General features: G+C 70.6%; 17 protein-coding genes. 15 read left to right on the top strand and 2 right to left on the bottom strand.

Annotated features, from left to right (window positions below; translation table 11 throughout):
• Position 1: 1 nt before the first annotated feature.
• On the bottom strand, positions 2-667 hold the full coding sequence (locus AC3EU2_RS03340; protein ID WP_488178327.1) for a GntR family transcriptional regulator: 666 nt from the start codon (positions 665-667) through the stop codon (positions 2-4).
• Positions 668-928: 261 nt separating this feature from the next.
• On the opposite strand from AC3EU2_RS03340, the gene AC3EU2_RS03335 reads away from it, so the two are divergent.
• The 11 genes from AC3EU2_RS03335 to rraA all read left to right on the top strand — a co-directional run bounded on the left by AC3EU2_RS03335 (position 929) and on the right by rraA (position 14063).
• On the top strand, positions 929-2101 hold the full coding sequence (locus AC3EU2_RS03335) for an ABC transporter substrate-binding protein (RefSeq protein ID WP_488178325.1): 1173 nt from the start codon (positions 929-931) through the stop codon (positions 2099-2101).
• 35 nt (positions 2102-2136) lie between these two features.
• Positions 2137-3915 (top strand): ABC transporter permease, encoded by a 1779-nt coding sequence (locus AC3EU2_RS03330; RefSeq protein ID WP_488178324.1) that lies wholly within the window; start codon positions 2137-2139, stop codon positions 3913-3915.
• The gene (locus AC3EU2_RS03325) at positions 3908-5038 is read left to right on the top strand and encodes an ABC transporter ATP-binding protein (RefSeq protein WP_488178323.1); all 1131 of its coding nucleotides are present in this window, start codon (positions 3908-3910) and stop codon (positions 5036-5038) included. Before AC3EU2_RS03330 ends, AC3EU2_RS03325 begins: the two co-directional genes overlap by 8 nt.
• A gap of 28 nt (positions 5039-5066) precedes the next feature.
• On the top strand, positions 5067-6158 hold the full coding sequence (locus AC3EU2_RS03320) for an isocitrate/isopropylmalate dehydrogenase family protein (RefSeq protein ID WP_488178322.1): 1092 nt from the start codon (positions 5067-5069) through the stop codon (positions 6156-6158).
• Positions 6159-6169: 11 nt separating this feature from the next.
• The gene (locus AC3EU2_RS03315; protein ID WP_488178321.1) at positions 6170-6871 is read left to right on the top strand and encodes an aspartate/glutamate racemase family protein; all 702 of its coding nucleotides are present in this window, start codon (positions 6170-6172) and stop codon (positions 6869-6871) included.
• Positions 6871-8124 (top strand): 3-oxo-tetronate kinase, encoded by a 1254-nt coding sequence (otnK, locus tag AC3EU2_RS03310; RefSeq protein ID WP_488179429.1) that lies wholly within the window; start codon positions 6871-6873, stop codon positions 8122-8124. Before AC3EU2_RS03315 ends, otnK begins: the two co-directional genes overlap by 1 nt.
• Complete coding sequence (otnC, locus tag AC3EU2_RS03305) at positions 8121-8777, top strand: 3-oxo-tetronate 4-phosphate decarboxylase (RefSeq protein ID WP_488178320.1); 657 nt, start codon at positions 8121-8123, stop codon at positions 8775-8777. The genes otnK and otnC overlap by 4 nt, the downstream gene beginning before the upstream one ends.
• The gene (locus AC3EU2_RS03300) at positions 8774-9841 is read left to right on the top strand and encodes an Ldh family oxidoreductase (RefSeq protein ID WP_488178319.1); all 1068 of its coding nucleotides are present in this window, start codon (positions 8774-8776) and stop codon (positions 9839-9841) included. Before otnC ends, AC3EU2_RS03300 begins: the two co-directional genes overlap by 4 nt.
• Positions 9838-12492, top strand: coding sequence for an aconitate hydratase AcnA (gene acnA, locus AC3EU2_RS03295; RefSeq protein WP_488178318.1), 2655 nt, complete (start codon positions 9838-9840; stop codon positions 12490-12492). Before AC3EU2_RS03300 ends, acnA begins: the two co-directional genes overlap by 4 nt.
• A 47-nt stretch (positions 12493-12539) precedes the next feature.
• Entirely contained in the window at positions 12540-13526 is a 987-nt protein-coding gene (locus AC3EU2_RS03290) for an amidohydrolase family protein (protein WP_488178317.1), read from the top strand.
• Positions 13527-13595: 69 nt separating this feature from the next.
• Positions 13596-14063, top strand: coding sequence for a ribonuclease E activity regulator RraA (rraA, locus tag AC3EU2_RS03285; RefSeq protein WP_488178316.1), 468 nt, complete (start codon positions 13596-13598; stop codon positions 14061-14063).
• A 30-nt stretch (positions 14064-14093) separates the two neighbouring features.
• Here the strand turns inward: rraA and AC3EU2_RS03280 are convergent, their stop codons facing one another.
• A complete protein-coding gene (locus AC3EU2_RS03280; RefSeq protein ID WP_488178315.1) occupies positions 14094-14546 on the bottom strand; it encodes an Lrp/AsnC family transcriptional regulator in 453 nt (150 codons plus the stop codon).
• A 121-nt stretch (positions 14547-14667) separates the two neighbouring features.
• On the opposite strand from AC3EU2_RS03280, the gene AC3EU2_RS03275 reads away from it, so the two are divergent.
• Genes AC3EU2_RS03275 through AC3EU2_RS03260 form a run of 4 tightly spaced genes read left to right on the top strand, consistent with a single transcriptional unit; the run spans position 14668 to position 17565 of the window.
• Positions 14668-15300 carry a LysE family translocator gene (locus tag AC3EU2_RS03275; protein ID WP_488178314.1) on the top strand — a complete coding sequence of 211 codons (633 nt, stop codon included), beginning with the start codon at positions 14668-14670 and terminating at the stop codon, positions 15298-15300.
• Between the two features lie 33 nt (positions 15301-15333).
• Entirely contained in the window at positions 15334-15834 is a 501-nt protein-coding gene (locus AC3EU2_RS03270) for a PaaI family thioesterase (RefSeq protein ID WP_488178313.1), read from the top strand.
• A 38-nt stretch (positions 15835-15872) separates the two neighbouring features.
• On the top strand, positions 15873-16805 hold the full coding sequence (locus AC3EU2_RS03265) for an MBL fold metallo-hydrolase (RefSeq protein WP_488178312.1): 933 nt from the start codon (positions 15873-15875) through the stop codon (positions 16803-16805).
• 55 nt (positions 16806-16860) lie between these two features.
• Entirely contained in the window at positions 16861-17565 is a 705-nt protein-coding gene (locus AC3EU2_RS03260; RefSeq protein ID WP_488178311.1) for an RraA family protein, read from the top strand.
• Positions 17566-17732: the final 167 nt, after the last annotated feature.

Below are 17732 nucleotides of genomic sequence, written 5' to 3'. Positions count from 1 at the left end.
CTCAGACGTCGAGCGACCCGTTGTGCCCGAGCCGCCACACGGCGGTCGCACCGAGGCTGGTGTCGATGTGCTCGCGCATGACCTCACCTGCGGCCTCGCTCTCGCCCGCCACGACGTACTCGACGAGCAGGGCGTGCTCTCGTGCCTTCTGGTCGCGGGCCGCCTGTCCACGGTCGGTCGTGAGGGCAAGGCGCCGGTAGCGGTCGGCCTTGTCCCACAGGCCCTCGAGGGTCTCGATCAGCAGGTCGTTGTGGGACGCCAGGTAGATGGCGGCGTGGAACCGACGGTGGGCCTTGAGGTGCTCAACGGCCGGGTGCGACGGCAACGGGTCAAGGCCCTCGGCGGCCGAGCGGATGGCGGCGATGTCAGCCTTCGTGCGCCGCTGCGCAGCCAGGGACGCGGCGAGGGGGTCGAGCGAGCGCCGCACCTCCAGCAGGTCGCGGGCCTCCTCTGCGCGCAGCGTGGAGATGCGGGCGTCGCGATGGGCATCGAGCTCGACGAGCCCCTCGCTCTTGAGCCGACGCAAGGCCTCGCGCAGAGGGGTGGTGCTGATGCCGATCTGCGCCGCGAGGTCGCGCTGCTGCAGCACGGACCCAGGGGCAAGCTCTCCGGACAGGATCCGGTCGCGGACCTGCCGGTACGCGAAGTCGCTCTTCGTCTCGTACATCTCCGCTGGCTGCGACACAGATGACCCTCCCTCTCGTTGCGTTATAACGTAGCGCACCGCTGCCGCGCCCACCAAGCACTCGAGCCCATCCATGCTGCTTGCGAGCGGTTCCTCGAGCGACGCGCGGCCCTCTCGAACCCGAGGAGAGGGCGGTCGTTGGCTGAGGAAATTCTTGTTCATGACTTGACGTCATAGGTTATAACCGTCACTCTGGTGCCAACGACCTGAGGCACTGGGCCTCGTTCTTCAAGGAGGAAGAGCATGAATCTTGTCGCAGTGGGTGCCCGCAGTGGCTTCCGTCGCCCGGCCCGTATGGCCCTGGCCCTGGGCGCTGCCGCGTCCCTGACCCTCGTCGCCGCCTGCGGCTCGGGGGACACCCCCGAGCCGGGTGCGAGCAACGTGGTCAAGACGGGCGAGGCGCCCGACTACTACCCCGCCGACTATGCGCAGCTCATCACGGCCGCCAAGGCCGAGGGCGGCGAGCTCACGATCTACTCGAACACCGACCAGGAGAACTGGGACCCCATCTTCCGCGACTTCAAGAAGAAGTACCCGTGGGTCACCAAGATCGCCGCGAACAACCTCGACAGCGACGAGGTGTTCCAGAAGGTGCTCAGCGAGCAGGCCACGAGTGGGTCACCGGCCGACATCCTCGTCTCCAACGCCGCGCAGGCGTGGGCCGACTTCGGTGAGCGCCCCGGCACCCTGATGGAGTACGCCTCCCCGGAGGTGGAGAAGCTCCCCGAGGTCGCCACCCTCATGCCCAACGTCTACGCGATGTCGACCGACCCCATGTCGATCGTCTACAACTCCACCCTCATGACGGAGAAGCCGACCGGCCTGAAGAGCCTGGCCGACATCGTCACCAAGGACCCGAACAAGTACAAGGGCAAGATCACCACCCGTGACGTCAGCGGTGCCTTCGGCTTCACCGTCTCGCACGGCTTCACCGAGGCGCGCCCTGATTCCTGGGCCTCGCTGGAGAAGGTCCTGCCGCTGGGCAAGGCCGAGTCGTCCTCGGGCACCCAGCTCGAGAAGATCACCGCGGGCGAGTACCTCGCCGGGTTCTTCGTCAGCGCCGCGCCCGCCTACCCCAAGGTGGCGCAGAGCGGTGGCCTCCTCGGCATCACCTTCCTCGACGACGGCACCGTGGTCCTCCCCCGTGGCATCGGCATCGCCGCCAAGGCGCCCCACGCCGCCACCGCCAAGCTGTTCACGGACTTCGTCCTCTCCGAGGAGGGCCAGCGCGCCGTCGCCGAGGGCGGGCTGACGTCCTACCGCGATGGCATCGAGGCCACAGACGGCCGTCACACCTACCAGGAGCTCGTCAAGACCGTCGGCGAGGCCAACGTCATCAACGTCGAGTACACGAAGGTCCCCGAGGACGAGGTGAAGGCCTTCACCACCCGCTGGGACGGCCTCCTCGGCCGCTGACGAGCAGCACGAGCCAACGAAGGGCACGCAGAGCCATGACTACGACAACGACGTCGCCGCAGAAGAAGAGCGGCAGCCCGCCGGCCCCAGGGGCCTACCCGGCACCTCGGTACCGGCGGGTCCTCGGACAGGGCCGGGAGGTGCTGCTCTTCTGGGCGGTCATCATCTTCCTGGCCGTTCTGGTCCTGGCGCCGGTGGTGCCCACGCTGTACCAGTCCCTGCTGGACCGGCCGCTGTACGAGGCCGGAGGCATCATCAGCTTGGACAACTACGTCCGGCTGTTCACCGAGGCCGGCTTCGGCCAAGTGGCGCTGAACACCCTGCTCTTCGCCGCACTGACCACCGTTCTCACCCTGCTCATCGCCGTTCCGATGGCAGTCGTGGTCGTGCGCACGAAGATCCCAGGTGGCCGCTTCTTCGCAGCCGCCATGCAGTGGCCGTTCTTCATCTCCTCGTTGATCCTCGGCTTCGGCTGGATCGCCATGTATGGGCCCGCCGGCTTCGTCAGCGTCAAGGTGCAGCAGTTGCTCGGCTTCGTGCCCTGGAACCTGTACTCCATCCCCGGCATGGCCCTGACCGAGGCCGTCGCTCTGGCGCCCATCGCCTACACGTTCTGTGCAGGTGCCCTGCGCCAGAGCGACGCCTCGCTCGAGTCGGCGGCCCAGGTCTGCGGCGCCGGACCGCTCCGGATCCTCTTCCAGGTCATCCTGCCCATGCTCCGACCCCCGATCGTCTACAGCTCGATCCTCGTGATCTCGATGTCCGTCGAGACCCTGAGCGTTCCCCTGCTGTACGGGCAGCCCGTCAACATCCAGGTCTTCTCGACCTTCCTGTACAAGAACGGGCTCCAGTCGATCAACCCCGACTACGGCGTGCTGGGTGCAGCCTCGGCGCTGATCCTCATGGTCACCGTCGGCCTCGTGGCCGTGCAGGCCAAGCTGCTCAAGGACGCCCAGCGCTTCGTCTCGGTGCGCGGCAAGGCCACCCGCCCCCGCAAGCTCGACCTGGGCTGGCTGAAGTGGGTCAGCGTCGCGGCCATCAGCATCTACGTCGTCATGGGTGCGCTGGTACCGATCGGCGGCCTGATCTTCCGGTCCTTCACCTTCGTCTTCAGCCCGCTGCAGTCACCGCTGAAGTCACTGACGATGGCCAACTACGAGCGGATCTTCAACTACGCGGCCTACATCCAGTCGATCAAGAACAGCCTCATCGTCGCTGCCGTCGGTGCGGTCCTGGTGAGCGTCGTCGCGCTGCTGGCCGTCATGGTCGCCCGCCGGTCCACCTTCCGGTACCGACGAGTCGCGGAGTACCTCGCCCTGGCGCCCCAGGCCATGCCCGGCATCATCGTCGGTATCGGTCTCTTCTGGGCCCTGGCCTACGCACCGTTCGGGTCGGGCGCCCTCATCCAAGGCACCCTCTGGGCCCTGATCATCGGGTTCGGGCTGAGAGCGCTACCCAGCGGGTTCGGTTCTCTCGCACCGTCCATCATGCAGATCGGGCAGGAGCTCGACAACGCAGCCCGCGTCTCGGGAGCCGACTGGATCAAGGCGTTCACCATGATCCTGGCCAAGCTCCTCACCCCGGCCTTCCTCGGCGCACTGGTCCTCACCTTCGTGACCATGCTCAAGGAGTACTCGCCGGCCGTCTTCCTCGGCTCCGCCGACACCAACATCATCGGCACGACCATGCTCGAGCTCTGGGTCCAGGGCAACACCGGGTCGGTCGCGGCACTCGCCGCACTGCAGATCGCCATCACCGCAGCCTTCGTCGGGCTCGCCGGACTCCTCCTGAAGGGACACAACAGAGATGCCTGACGTCAAGGTCTCCAACCTCAACAAGGTCTTCGGCGACAACGTCGTCCTGGACAACGTCGACTTCACCATCAAGGACGGTGAGTTCTTCACCCTCCTCGGCCCCAGCGGCTGCGGGAAGTCCACGACGCTGAACTGCATCGCCGGCCTCGAACAGCCGACCAGCGGCTCGATCGCCGTCGGCGACACCCCGGTCGTGGACACCGAGAAGAAGCTCTTCGTCCCCCCGGAGGGCCGCAACCTCGGCATGGTCTTCCAGTCCTACGCGCTGTGGCCCCACAAGACGATCGCCGCGAACCTCGCGATGCCCCTGCAGATCCGCAAGATCGACAAGGGCGAGCAGCGACGGCTCATCGACGAGGCCCTGGACAAGGTCGGACTGCTCCACCTGCGAGAGCGCTACCCCCACCAGATGTCCGGCGGGCAGCAGCAGCGCGTCGCACTGGCCCGGGCCCTGGTCTACTCGCCCAACGTGCTCCTCCTCGACGAGCCGCTGTCCAACCTCGACGCCAAGCTGCGCGAGCAGGCCCGGGCGTGGCTCAAGAGGCTGCAGGAGGACCTCGGCATCACCACCGTCTACGTGACGCACGACCAGGACGAGGCGCTGGCCCTCAGTGACCGCATCGCCGTGATGTCGCACGGCCACATGATCCAAGTCGGCTCCCCGACGGAGATCTACGAGACCCCGGCCACCGCCGAGGTCGCCGCGTTCGTCGGCCGCTGCAACTTCCTCGAGGCCACCGTCACCGAGACCACTGCTACCGGCATCGCCGTCACGCTCGCAGCCAACGGCCAGAAGATGACGGTGGACACCCCGGAGAAGCTGGCGGTGGGGGACCACGTCACCGTCGCGGTGCGGCCCGAGAAGCTGTCCGTCCTGCCCGCCGGCGAGACGGCCATGCCGGGGACGAACGTCGTCAGTGCCGAGGTCCTGACCACGTCCTACCTCGGGTCGCGCTTCGAGTACGACCTTAAGGTCGGCGACCACGTCGTCCAGGTCGTCAACGACCGCGGAGGTCTGGCGGGCCCGGTGAACCTCACCGTCGAGCCCGATGCCGGCCTCGTCTACCGCCAGGCCAACGTCCTCTCCGAGGACGCGCAGGCCCTCCTGACCGTCTCCCCCTGACCCACCTGCCAGAACGAAGGAAACCATCGTGACCACGACCACCACCCCGCGCCGGTACACCCTCGGCGTCCTGCACGGCGACGGCATCGGCCCCGAGATCGTCCCCGCGTCGGTGCTCATCGCCGACGCCGCGATCGAGGCCGCCGGCGCCGAGCCCATCACCTGGACCGAGCTGCCCCTGGGCTTCCAGGGCATCGAGGAGCTGGGTGAGGCCACGCCGAAGTCCACGCTCGCGGCCCTGGCCGAGACCGACGGCTGGCTGCTCGGCCCGCACGACAGCGCCGCGTACCCGGAGCCGTTCAAGTCCGAGCTCAACCCAAGCGGCACGATCCGCAAGCACTTCGACCTGTTCGCCAACGTGCGTCCGGCGAAGGCGTTCGAGGGCAGCACGGCCGTGGTGCCCGGCACCGACCTGGTCATCATGCGGGAGAACACGGAGGGCTTCTACGCCGACCGGTCGACCTACCGCGGCACGGGTGAGTTCATGCCCACCCCGGACGTCGCGATCGCGCTGGGCATCATCACCCGCCAGGCGTGTGAGCGGATCGCCAAGGAGGCCTTCGAGCTCGCGATGCGCCGGCGCAAGAAGGTCACCATCGTCCACAAGGCCAACGTCCTGAAGATGACGACCGGCCTGTTCCGCGACGTCTGCCGCGAGGTGGCGAAGGACTACCCGGAGGTCGCCCTCGACGACTTCCACATCGACGCCATGACCGTCCACCTGGTGCGCCGTGCCAACGAGTTCGACGTGCTCGTCACCGAGAACATGTTCGGCGACATCCTCTCCGACCTCGCCGGCGAGCTCGCCGGGTCGCTCGGCCTGGCGCCCTCGCTGAACGCGTCCCAGGACCGTGCGATGGCGCAGGCTGCGCACGGCTCCGCTCCGGACATCGCCGGACAGAACAAGGCCAACCCCATCGCGATGATCCTCTCCACAGCGATGCTGCTGGACTGGCTCGGGACGAGGAACGACGACGCCGCGCTCGTGCGCGCCGCGCGCCTCATCGAGGAGGGCGTGACCCAGACTGTCGTCTCCGGCACCGCCACCACGGACCTCGGTGGTTCGACCGGGTGCCGCGAGTTCGCCGAGGCGGTCGCCGTCTGCATCAAGCAGCTGTGAGCGTGGGCCTCGTGGACACCGCACACCCGGACCGGTGGCCAACCGTCGCCGTCATCAACGCCACCGCGGCGTCGGTGGCGCCGGCGAAGGCCGCTCTCGCAGCGGGGTTCCCCGAGGCCCGCGTCTGGAGCCTCATGGACGACCGGCTCGTCAGCGACGCCGAGGCCGCCGGGGGCCTCACCCCCGAGCTGTCGGCCCGGATGGCCCGCCTGATCGACTACGCCGTGGGCGGGGGAGCGGACGCCGTCCTGCTCTCCTGCTCGATGTACGGCCCCGTCGTCCAGCACGAGCGACTCTCGAGCACGACGCCGATGCTCAGCTCCGACGAGGAGCTGTTCTCGGAGGTGGCACGGCGCGGGTACGGCTCCGTCCTGCTCCTCGGGCCCCTGCCCCCTGCGGTGGAGGACTCCGTGGCGCGGCTGCGTGAGGTCCTGTCGGCCTCGTCGGTGAGCACCAGGGTCATCGGCGCGGTGGCAGCGGGCGTCCACGCCCTCGTCGTCGCGGGCGACGTCGACGGCCTCACCCGCCTGCTCGTCGACGTCGCCACGCCCTACCTAGGTGACGTCGACGCGGTGGTCCTCGGCAATTTCTCCCTAGCCCCCGCGCGCGACGGTCTCGAGCAGGCCTTGGGCGCAGCGGTGCTCAGCGCTCCTCTCCTGGCCGCCACCGCCCTTCGGGAGCGGGTCGTCGGTCCGCAGGGCGTGACCTCGTGATGGACACCGCGCGCTGGCTCGGCTGCGTGGCCGACGACTACACCGGTGGCTCCGATGTCGCCGCGGCCCTGCGCCGCAGCGGGCTGAGGACCGCGCTCTTGTTCGGCGTGCCGGAGGACGGGCACGCCGTCCCGTCCTCCGACGCCGTGGTCGTCGCCCTCAAGACGCGCACCGCCCCCGCGGAGGAGGCCGTCCGGCAGAGCGTCGACGCCGTGCGCTGGCTCGCGCGGACCGGTGTCGGTCGGTACTTCGTGAAGTACTGCTCCACCTTCGACTCCACGCCCGAGGGCAACATCGGCCCCGTGGTCGATGCCGTCCTCGACGAGCTCGGGGAGGTCTCGACCGTGCTGTGCCCGGCGTCGCCCGAGCACGGCCGCACCGTCTACCAGGGGCACCTCTTCGTGGGCGACGTCCTGCTGTCGGAGTCCTCGATGGCGACCCACCCCCTGACCCCGATGACGGACCCCGACCTGCGGCGGGTCCTCGCCTCCCAGACCCGCTACGCCGTGGCCCACCTCGACCACGGCACGCTCTCCGCCGGCGTGGGAGCGGCGCAGCAGCACCTCGAGGCGCTCCGGGACGACGGGGCGCGACACGTCATCGCCGACGCCGTCGACGACCGCGACCTCACGACCCTCGCCGCTGCAACCGCCGGGTGGCGCGTCACCACCGGCGGTGCGGGCCTGGCGCGGGCCATGGGTGAGCAGCGTGCCGCCGGGATGTCGCCCGCCGCACCGGCCGTCCTCCCCAGCGGTCCGTCGGTCATCGTGGCGGGCAGCTGCTCGAGCGCGACGCAGGAGCAGGTGGCCCGCGCCCGCGCGCAGTTCCCCTCGCACCGGATCACCCCGCGCGACGGCGACACCGCCGACTCGTTGTGGGACACGACCCGAAAGTGGCTCGAGTCCGCGCCCTCCGACGGGCCCGTCGTCGTCTACAGCACCGCCACCGCACAGGAGCGGGCCGCGAGCCAGCACGTCTTCGGCGCCAAGACCGGGGACGTGCTCGAAGAGCTGCTCGCCAGGGCGGCCCACCACGCGGTCGCCCGCGGCGCCCGACGGGTCGTCGTGGCGGGAGGGGAGACGTCTGGGGCCGTGGTCCAGGCGCTCGGCGTGCGATCCGTCGTCGTCGCCCAGGAGGCCGACCGTGGGGTCCCGTGGTGCCTGACCACCGACCACGACCCGATCGCGCTGCTGCTGAAGTCGGGCAACTTCGGCGACGCCGACCTCCTCGTGCGGGCGGTGACGCAGCCGTGAGCACCGAGTCCGACCTCCGTCGCCAGATCGCCGACCTCGGCGCGTCCTTCTTCTCCCGCCGGCTCACCTTCGGCCGCACCGGCAACCTCAGCGCGCGCATCGGCTCGACGATGTTGCTCACCCCGACCGGGGCCTCGCTCGGCGCCTTGGACCCCGATGCGCTGTCGGTGCTCGATGCCACGACGGGCGCCCACCTCGACGGCCCCAAGCCGTCGAAGGAGGCCTTCCTCCACGCGGCGACCTACCGGGCGCGGCCCGACGCCGGCGCGGTGGTCCACACCCACAGCACGTACTCCGTGGCCATCTCCTGCCTCGCGGACGTCGACCCCGCGGACGTGCTGCCGCCCATCACGGCTTACTACGTCATGCGCGTGGGCCGGCTGCCGTTGCTGCCCTACCACGCACCGGGTGACACCTCGCTCGACGCGTTGGCCGAGAGCACGGCCCGTGACCACCACGCGATGCTCCTGTCCAACCACGGGCCCGTCGTCGCGGGAGCAGACCTCGCCACGGCGGCTGACGCCCTCGAGGAGCTCGAGGAGACCGCACGCCTGTTCCTCCTCCTGCGCGGGGAGCGGACGCGGCCCCTGACGGCCGACCAGGCAGCGGCCCTCGGGGCGGCGGCTCCGCGCACGCCACCGGACGCGCGATGACGGCCACGACCACGGCCCTCCGCCCGGAGGCGCTGACCCGCGTGGCCGCCGCCGTGCTGGAGGCCGTCGGGGTCCCGGCGGCGGATGCCGCGTACGTGGCCGACAGCCTCGTGACCGCCGACGCCTGGGGCCACCACTCGCACGGCGTCCTGCGACTGGGCTGGTATGTCGAGCGGATCCGTTCCGGAGTCATGGACCCCGTCACCCGCCCCGAGGTGGTCGTCGACGGGGGTGCCGTCGGGGTTCTCGACGGACGGGACGGGGTCGGCCAGGTGGTCACCCGGACGGCCTGCGACCTGGCCGTCGCCAAGGCCGACGCCCACGGTGTCGGGGTCGTAGCCGTGCGCAACAGCAACCATTTCGGCACGGCTGCGTGGTTCACCCGGGCCATGGCCGAGGCCGGGTGCGCGGCCGTCCTCACGACGAACGGCAGCCCGGCCATGGCGCCGTGGGGCGGACGCGTCAAGACCGTCGGTGCCAACCCCTGGTCCGTCGCCGTTCCCGGTGGGCCCCTCGGACCCGTCGTGCTCGACATCGCCAACAGCACCGTCGCCCGCGGCAAGGTGTACGCCGCTCGCGAGAAGGGGACCGCCATCCCGCAGGGCTGGGCCATCGACGCCGATGGTGCCCCCACCACCGACCCGCAGGCCGCCATCGACGGCATCATCCTGCCCATGGCGGGCCACAAGGGCTACGCCATCTCCTTCATGATGGATGTCCTCTCCGGTGTCCTGACCGGCAGCTCGTCCGCCACCGAGGTCGCCGGGCCGTTCGTGCCCGACCGTCGCAGCGGGTGCGGGCACCTGGTCATCGCCATCCGCATCGACGCGGTGCGGCCGGCCGCGGATTTCGGCCACGACCTCTCCGGCCTGGTCGCCGGTACCAAGGCGGTGCCCCTGGCCGCCGGACACGACGAGATCTTCTACCCGGGGGAGATCGAGGACAGGAACCTGCGCACCGCCCAACGGGACGGGATCTCGCTGCCGCGGAACACCATCCGTAACCTCCGGGCCCTGGCCACACGGGTCGGGGTCGACGTCACCGGACTCGAGGACACCCGATGAGCCCCGGCCACCTCACCGGAACCCGCCGCGAGACCCCGCAGACGACGGGTCGGCTGGAGGTCGACGGACAGGCGCTCACCTACCACCGGGTCGACGGGATCGCCGGTACCGGTCTGCCGGTGAGCCGCCGCATCCTCCTGGAGAACGTCCTGCGCTTCCACGACGGCACCGCCGCGTCCGACGCGCAGGTCGACGCGGTCCTCCACGGCGGAACGGACACCCCGGTCGACCTGTACGCCTCCAGGGTCTTCCTCCACGACACCAACGGGGTCCCCACGGTCGTCGACCTCGCGGCCATGCGCGATGCCATGGCCGAGCTCGGCGGCGACCCGGGCAGGGTCAACCCCGTCATCGCCTCGGAGCTGGTCATCGACCACTCCGTCATCGCCGACGTCCACGGCCGTCCGGACGCGATGGCCCGCAACGTCGAGCTCGAGTACGAGCGCAACGGCGAGCGGTACCGGTTCCTGCGCTGGGGTCAGCAGTCGCTGGAGAACTTCTCCGTCGTGCCGCCGGGTACCGGGATCATGCACCAGGTCAACGTCGAGTACCTCGCCCGCGTCGTCATGGTCGAGGACGGGTGGGCCTTCCCCGACGTGTGCCTGGGCACTGACTCGCACACGACGATGGTCAACGGCCTGGGCGTCCTGGGGTGGGGTATCGGCGGAATCGAGGCCGAGGCGGCGATGCTCGGCCAGTCGATGTCGATCGTCGTGCCCCCGGTCGTCGGGGTGCGCCTGCACGGCACCCTCCCCGCCGGGACCACCGCGACCGACCTGGTCCTCACGATCACCGAGATGCTGCGCGGGTTCGGCGTCATCGGGAAGTTCGTCGAGTTCCACGGCGAGGGCCTGGCTGCCCTCCCCGTCGCCGACCGCGTCACCATCGCCAACATGAGCCCCGAGTTCGGCTCCACCTGCGCGCTGTTCCCGATCGACGACGAGACTCTGCGCTACCTGCGCTTCACCGGGCGGGACGAAGCGCAGGTCGAGCTCGTCGAAGCCTACGCCAGGGCGCAGGGCCTCTGGCACGACCCGGCCCGACACCTCGAGTTCGACGAGACGGTCGACCTCGACCTCGGCAGCGTCGTGCCTTCTCTGGCCGGGCCCTCGCGCCCGGAGGACCGGGTGCCCCTGACCCAGGCGCAGTCACGCTTCGCCGCGGCCCTGTGGACCTCATCGGGTCGTCCGGCCAAGGCCACCGCGACGCTGTCCCTCGACGGTGCCGATCACGAGGTCTCCGACGGCCTGGTGGCCATCGCCGCGATCACGTCCTGCACGAACACGTCCAACCCCTCGGTGATGGTCGCGGCGGGACTCCTCGCCCGCAACGCGGTTCGCGTCGGCCTGCGCAGCAAGCCGTGGGTGAAGACGACGCTGAGCCCCGGGTCCAGGGTCGTCATGGACTACTACGCCCGCGCCGGCCTCGTCCGCGACCTGGAGGCACTCGGATTCACCCTCGCCGGGTTCGGCTGCATGACGTGCATCGGTGCGTCCGGACCCCTTGTGAGCGAGGTGTCGGACGCCATCGCGAGCGAGGGCCTCACGGTCGTGTCCGTGCTGTCCGGCAACCGCAACTTCGAAGGTCGCATCCAGCCCGAGGTGGCGATGAACTACCTCGCGTCGCCGCCCCTCGTCGTCGCCTACGCGCTCGCGGGCACGATGGACATCGACCTCCACCGCGACCCCCTCGGGCACGACCAGGAGGGCAACCCGGTCCACCTGGCCGACCTCTGGCCCGACGCGGCCGAGGTCGAGGCGGTCATGGCCGAGACCATCGACCGGGCGATGTTCGGTGCGGCGTACGCGGACGTCTTCGGTGGCGACCACCGCTGGAAGGACATCGCCGTCACCTCGTCGGAGCGGTTTGCGTGGGACGAGGGCTCTACCTACGTCCGCCAGCCCCCGTACCTCGACGGGATGCCGCGCGAACCCTCATCCGTGCGGGACATCTCCGGCGCGCGCGTGCTCGTCAAGCTCGGCGACATGGTGACGACCGACCACGTCTCCCCGGCCGGTGCCATCACCGCCACCAGCGCCGCTGCCGCCCACCTGTCCGAGCGCGGAGTCTCGCGCAAGGACCTCAACACGTACGCGTCGCGCCGCGGCAACCACGAGGTGATGATGCGCGGGGCGTTCGCCAACGTCCGGCTCCAGAACCAGGTCGCCCCGGGCACCCGGGGGGCGCGCACCCTCGACTTCCTCGACGGCGGCGTGGAGACCTCGGTGTACGACGCCGCGAAGGGGTACCGAGCAGCGGACGTCGCCACGGTGGTCGTGGCCGGCCGCGACTACGGCGGCGGCTCCTCCCGGGACTGGGCCGCCAAGGGCCCGGCGCTGCTCGGCGTGAAGGCGGTCATCGCCCGGTCCTTCGAGCGGATCCATCGCTCCAACCTCGTCGGCATGGGCATCCTGCCGCTCGAGCTCCTCGACGCCGGACCCGACGACCTCGCACCCACGGGCGCGGAGGAGATCAGCGTCGTGGGCCTGACGGCCATCGGCCCCCACGACGTCCAGCCCCTGGTGACCGTGCGCAACGGAAGCTGCGAGTTCACGGCGCGAGCGCGCCTGGACACTCCTCGCGAGATCGACTACTTCCGCCACGGCGGCGTCATGCCCTACGTCCTGCGCACCCTCCTCGCCGACCACTGAGCCCTCGCCACACCACTCCGTCCACCGCACCCGAATCGAGGCCGACGATGTCCACGATCTCCCGCCGCACCCTGCTCACCGGTGCCGGCGCCGCCACCCTGGCGGCCGCGGCACCCACCGCGGCCCACGCGGGTCGACCCGCCCCGGCGCCGACCCCGTTCTCGGTCGGGACCAACCGACCGACCTTCGTCCCGCCGCACGGCAGCGTCGACAGCCACATCCACGTCTTCGACCCCCAGCGCTTCCCCTACCCCGTGCCGACCTCCACCCCGCCGCCGCGCGCGACGGTCGCTGACTACCGGCTCCTCCAGGCCCGGCTCGGCACCCAGAAGGCCGTCGTCGTCACGCCGTCGAACTACGCGACGGACAACCGGTGCACCCTCGACGCCATCGCCCAGCTGGGACAGGAGCGCGCCCGCGGGGTCGCGGTGGTCGCCGCCGACGTCACCGACGCCGAGCTGCGGACCCTGGACGAGGGCGGCATCCGGGGGATCCGGTTCAACCTCACCCGCCCCGGGGGTGCCGGGGCCGAGCTCATCCGTCCGCTCGCCGCACGGGTCGCGGACCTGGGATGGCACGTCCAGATCCACATGACGGCGGACGGCATCCTGCAGAACCTCCCGCTCCTCCGGGACCTACCCGTGGACCTCGTCGTCGACCACATGGGCCGCATCCCCGGCGCCGCCGGCACCAGCCACCCGACCTACGCCGCGATCCTCGGGCTCGTCGACCGCGGCCGCACGTGGGTCAAGGTGTCGGGGGTCTACCACGAGTCCGTTTCCGGCCCCCCGGCCTACGAGGACCGCTCCGCCGTGGGTCGCGCCTTCGTCAGGGCCGCCCCCGAGCGCGTCGTGTGGGGCTCGGACTGGCCCCACCCCACCGCGTCCCGTGGAGAGGTTCCGATGCCCAACGACGCCGACCTGCTCAGCCTCCTCGAGCAGTGGGCCCCCAACCACGGCGTGGTCCACCGTGTCCTGGTCGACAACCCGAACGCGCTCTACGGGTTCACCACCGGCCGGCACCTCGGCCGCTGATCCCGCGTCACCATCCGTCGGGGTCGCAGGTCCGACCTGCGCCCCCAACTCACCACCTAGGAGACCACGATGAAGCCCACTGCCGACCTGTACGACGAGCACGGCGACGCCCTCCAGTCCTGCACCACCCAGTTCCGCGACCTAGGAGGCCGGTCGGCGTTCGAAGGCGAGATCAGCACGGTCAAGGTGTTCGAGGACAACGTCCTCGTCAAGACGGCCCTCGGCGAGGACGGTTCGGGCAAGGTCCTCGTCGTCGACGGCGCCGGCTCGCTCGCGGCCGCGCTGCTCGGCGACAAGATGGCCGACATCGCCGCCGCCAACCACTGGGAGGGGGTCGTCATCAACGGTGCGGTCCGCGACGTCGACGCCCTCTCGGACGTCGACCTCGGGATCAAGGCGCTGGGCTCGAACCCCCGCAAGAGCACCAAGAACGGCATCGGTCAGCGGGACGTCGCCGTCACCTTCGGCGGTGTCACGTTCCGGCCCGGCCAGCGGGTCCACTGCGACACCGACGGCATCCTCGTCGCGGGGGAGTGACGACCCGCCGCCACCCTGCGCGGACGGGCCTCAGAGCGGGAGCGCCCCATGGTCGACGACGCTGCGCATGACCAGCGTGCTGCTGAGGCGCTGCACGCCGGGAAGGGCGGAGACGACGTCGTCGTAGAGCTGCTGGAACGCCGTGAGGTCTCGGGCGACGACGCGCAGCAGGTAGTCGGGGTCCCCGAAGAGCCGCTGTGCCTGCGTCACGTGGGGGACCTCCCGCACGGCGGCCTCGAAGGCCTGGACCGTGTCGCGGTCGGCGGCCCTCATCGTGACGAAGACGAGGGCCTCGAAGCCCAGGCCGAGTACTTGGGCGTCGAGGTGGGCGCGGTAGCCGCTGATCGCCCCTGACGCTTCGAGCGCTCGGACACGGCGGTGGCAGGGGGAGACGCTCAGGCGCACCCGTTCCGCGAGCTCGGTGACGGTGAGCCGCCCGTCCTCCTGCAGCTCTGCAAGGATCTTGCGGTCGATGGCGTCCATGAGAAAGATCATCCCCCGGGTGGCCGCTTGAGGAGCCAAAGAAGGGAACACCTTCGACGCGATTCCTCATAACCTTCCATCAGGTCCGGGTCGCGGGCCGTAAGTGGAGGAGGTGGTGGACGTGCCGGTGTCGAACCTCGTCGCGTTCTGGGGTGTCTCGATCCTGTTCGTCCTGACCCCGGGTGCCGACTGGGCCTACGCGATGGCCGCAGGCCTGCGCCACCGGTCGGTCCTACCGGCCGTCGGGGGACTCCTCGTGGGGCACCTCGTCGCGACGGCGGCGGTCGCGGCCGGGGTCGCGGTGCTCGTGGCGCGGTCGCCCGTCGTCATGGCCGTCCTCACTGCCGTCGGCGCCGGGTATCTGGTCTGGTTGGGCGTCGGCACGCTGCGTCATCCCCCCACACCGCACGCCGACCTCGACGTCGGGGACGGTGGCGGCTCCTGGGTCAGGAACGCACTCGAGGGCGCGGGCACGAGCGGGCTCAACCCCAAGGTCTTCCTCCTGTTCCTCGCCCTGCTGCCGCAGTTCGCGAGCCCGACCGCGGCGTGGCCGGTCTCGCTGCAGGTCTCCGCCCTGGGTCTCGTCCACGTGGCCAGCTGCGCCGTGGTCTACACCGCCGTCGGCGTCGGGGCACGGCGCGTGTTGCGGGCTCGACCCGCCGCGGCAAGGGTGGTCTCACGCGTCTCGGGCGCGGCCCTGGTCATCCTGGGCGTCGCCCTGCTCGTCGAGCAGGTCCTCGCTCGACTGCACTGAGGCCCCGTCCACCCACGACCAAAGAGGAACGAGATGAATCACGAGGCGAGTGTCGGCGCGGCTGGCGACGACGAAGCTGCGGACGTCACGAATGAGGTCCGTAACCGCATTCACGGCAGCTTCTCCCGGCAAGGGCTGATGGCGCTGCTGGGGGCGCGGTTGGGACATCTGGCGCCGGGAAAGGTCCACATCGTTCTGCCGACCCGGCCGGAGGTGAGCCAGCAGCACGGGTTCGTCCACGCCGGGGCGACGAGCGCCATCGCCGACTCGGCCGGCGGCTATGCCGCGCTGACCCTGTTTCCGCAGGGCTCGGAGGTGCTGACGGTGGAGTACAAACTCAACCTCCTCGCGCCCGCGGCTGGTGACCACCTCGAGGCGGTGGGCACGGTCCGCAGGGCCGGGCGGACGCTGACGGTCTGCCAGCTCGACGTGTACGGCGTCACCGACGGGGGACGGGCGCTCGTCGCGACCGGCCAGCAGACCCTCATCCGCGTGGATGCGTCCCCGGAGCCGGCAGCGCGGCCGCCGTCGTGACGTCGGCGAAGGGTGAAAGCCCGGAGCTGCCGGCGTGGATGACGTGGCAGCCGCGACCGTTCCCCGACGCCAACCTCCTGCTGCTCAACGGTGCGGTCCCAGCGCTGGTCGACAGCGGGTTCGTCGGCCACGCCGACGAGACCGCGGCCTGGGTCGCCGACCGCGCCGACGACCTCGCTCTCGTCGTCAACACCCACTGGCATGCCGACCACGTCGGCGGCAATGCCCTCCTCCAGTCGCGCGGGGCAGGCATCGCGGCGAGCGCAGCCGATGCCGACTCCCTCTCCCGACGTGACCCGGGCTGCTGCCTGGCCGAGTACCTCGACCAACCCGTGGCCGCCTACACCGTGGACCAGCCTCTGCGCGACGGTCAGCTCATCCGGCTCGGTGAGGCCGACTGGCAGGTCGTCGCCACCCCCGGACACACCCCGGGGCACCTGGCCCTGTGGCAACCCGACGAGGGCCTCCTCGTCGTCGGCGACGCCCTAAGCGACTACGACGTCGGCTGGGTTAACCTCGCCCTCGACGGACCGCAGGCCTCGGCCCTGGCCCTGGACTCACTGCACAGGCTCAGCGACCTCCATCCCCGGGTCGTCCTTCCCGCCCACGGCCCGCTGCCCACCGACCCGGCCGCAACACTCAAAGCCGCTCTGCGACGCACGCAACGCCTCGTCGACGACCCGGACGGCGCGGTCTGGTACGGCGCGCGACGCATCCTGGCCTACGCGCTGATGATCCGAAATGGCCTCCCCGACAACGAGATCCAGTCCTACCTCACCGCGCGCGCTTGGGTCCGGGACGCAGCCATCCTTCTGCGGAGAGACGTCGACGACCTCGCCGCCGAGCTCGTCAGCTCGATGGAGCGCAGCGGCGCCGTGACCCGGCAAAACGGACGACTCCTCGCAGCCGCCGAGCACACCGCCGTCCCACCGGCCGCGCTCCTGATCCCCCTCCCGCGCGAGTGGACCTGACAGCGCCCGCCCCACCCGACCAGACCCTTCCTCGACCCCAAGGAGCATCCGGACAGTGAATCCCTTCGAGCTGCAGCGCACCTACCTCGACCTGACCACACCCCACGTCGCCGACGCCGCCCTGCGTCTGGGCCTGCCCCTCAGGTGCGCCCCCGCGACCGTACGCGCTGTGTGGCCCGGCACCCATGTCGTCGGACGCGTCCTACCAGCCCGCCACTACGGCAGCGTCGACGTCTTCCTCGAGGCGTTCGAGCAGTCCGCCGCCGGCGACGTGCTCGTGGTGGACAACGCCGGCAGGGACGACGAGGCGTGCGTCGGGGACCTGATCACCCTCGAGGCGCGGAACGCGGGTCTCGCCGCGATCGTCATCTGGGGCCTGCACCGGGACACCCCGGAGCTGCGCACCATCGGGCTGCCGGTGTTCAGCCAGGGGGCGTTGCCCGTCGGCCCCCAGCGACTCGATACGCAGGAGGCGGAGGCACTGAACTCCGCTCGGGTCGGGCCGCACCTCGTGTCCGCTGAGGACGTCGTCCTTGCCGATGACGACGGCGTGGTGTTTCTCCCCCAGAGCCACGCCGCGGAGGTCGCCGCCGTGGCCGCCGCCATCCGTGACACCGAGCGGGACCAAGCCGCGCGGATGAGCCTCGGCACCAGCTTCCGTCAGCAGGCCCGGTTCGGCGAGTACCTGACTGCTCGAGATCGCGACGGCCTGACGTTCCGCGAGTTCCTGCGCACCATCGGCGGAGCCATCGAGGAGTGACGAACAGGGTCTGTGGCGAGGTCGGTACGCGTGCGGTTTCTCCACAGAGGAGTCAGCACCTGGTGGCCGTATCCACAGGAGTTGAGGGCTGAAGACCCCTGCCGTCTCCAGGTGTCGAGTTGCGGCACCTGCGGGGACGCTCGGCAGTCTCCTGCGGAGCTGTCTCG

Source organism: Knoellia sp. B-D-2, assembly GCF_057714695.1.
This window is presented reverse-complemented; position numbering and strand designations above follow the sequence as displayed.

Bases quoted from the DNA above. Each gene is read 5' to 3' on its own strand.
- AC3EU2_RS03340 (WP_488178327.1), bottom strand. From the start codon at position 667: ATGTACGAGACGAAGAGCGACTTCGCGTACCGGCAGGTCCGCGACCGG.
- AC3EU2_RS03335 (WP_488178325.1), top strand. From the start codon at position 929: ATGAATCTTGTCGCAGTGGGTGCCCGCAGTGGCTTCCGTCGCCCGGCC.
- AC3EU2_RS03330 (WP_488178324.1), top strand. From the start codon at position 2,137: ATGACTACGACAACGACGTCGCCGCAGAAGAAGAGCGGCAGCCCGCCG.
- AC3EU2_RS03325 (WP_488178323.1), top strand. From the start codon at position 3,908: ATGCCTGACGTCAAGGTCTCCAACCTCAACAAGGTCTTCGGCGACAAC.
- otnK (WP_488179429.1), top strand. From the start codon at position 6,871: ATGGACACCGCGCGCTGGCTCGGCTGCGTGGCCGACGACTACACCGGT.
- AC3EU2_RS03300 (WP_488178319.1), top strand. From the start codon at position 8,774: ATGACGGCCACGACCACGGCCCTCCGCCCGGAGGCGCTGACCCGCGTG.
- acnA (WP_488178318.1), top strand. From the start codon at position 9,838: ATGAGCCCCGGCCACCTCACCGGAACCCGCCGCGAGACCCCGCAGACG.
- AC3EU2_RS03290 (WP_488178317.1), top strand. From the start codon at position 12,540: ATGTCCACGATCTCCCGCCGCACCCTGCTCACCGGTGCCGGCGCCGCC.
- rraA (WP_488178316.1), top strand. From the start codon at position 13,596: ATGAAGCCCACTGCCGACCTGTACGACGAGCACGGCGACGCCCTCCAG.
- AC3EU2_RS03280 (WP_488178315.1), bottom strand. From the start codon at position 14,546: ATGGACGCCATCGACCGCAAGATCCTTGCAGAGCTGCAGGAGGACGGG.
- AC3EU2_RS03270 (WP_488178313.1), top strand. From the start codon at position 15,334: ATGAATCACGAGGCGAGTGTCGGCGCGGCTGGCGACGACGAAGCTGCG.
- AC3EU2_RS03265 (WP_488178312.1), top strand. From the start codon at position 15,873: ATGACGTGGCAGCCGCGACCGTTCCCCGACGCCAACCTCCTGCTGCTC.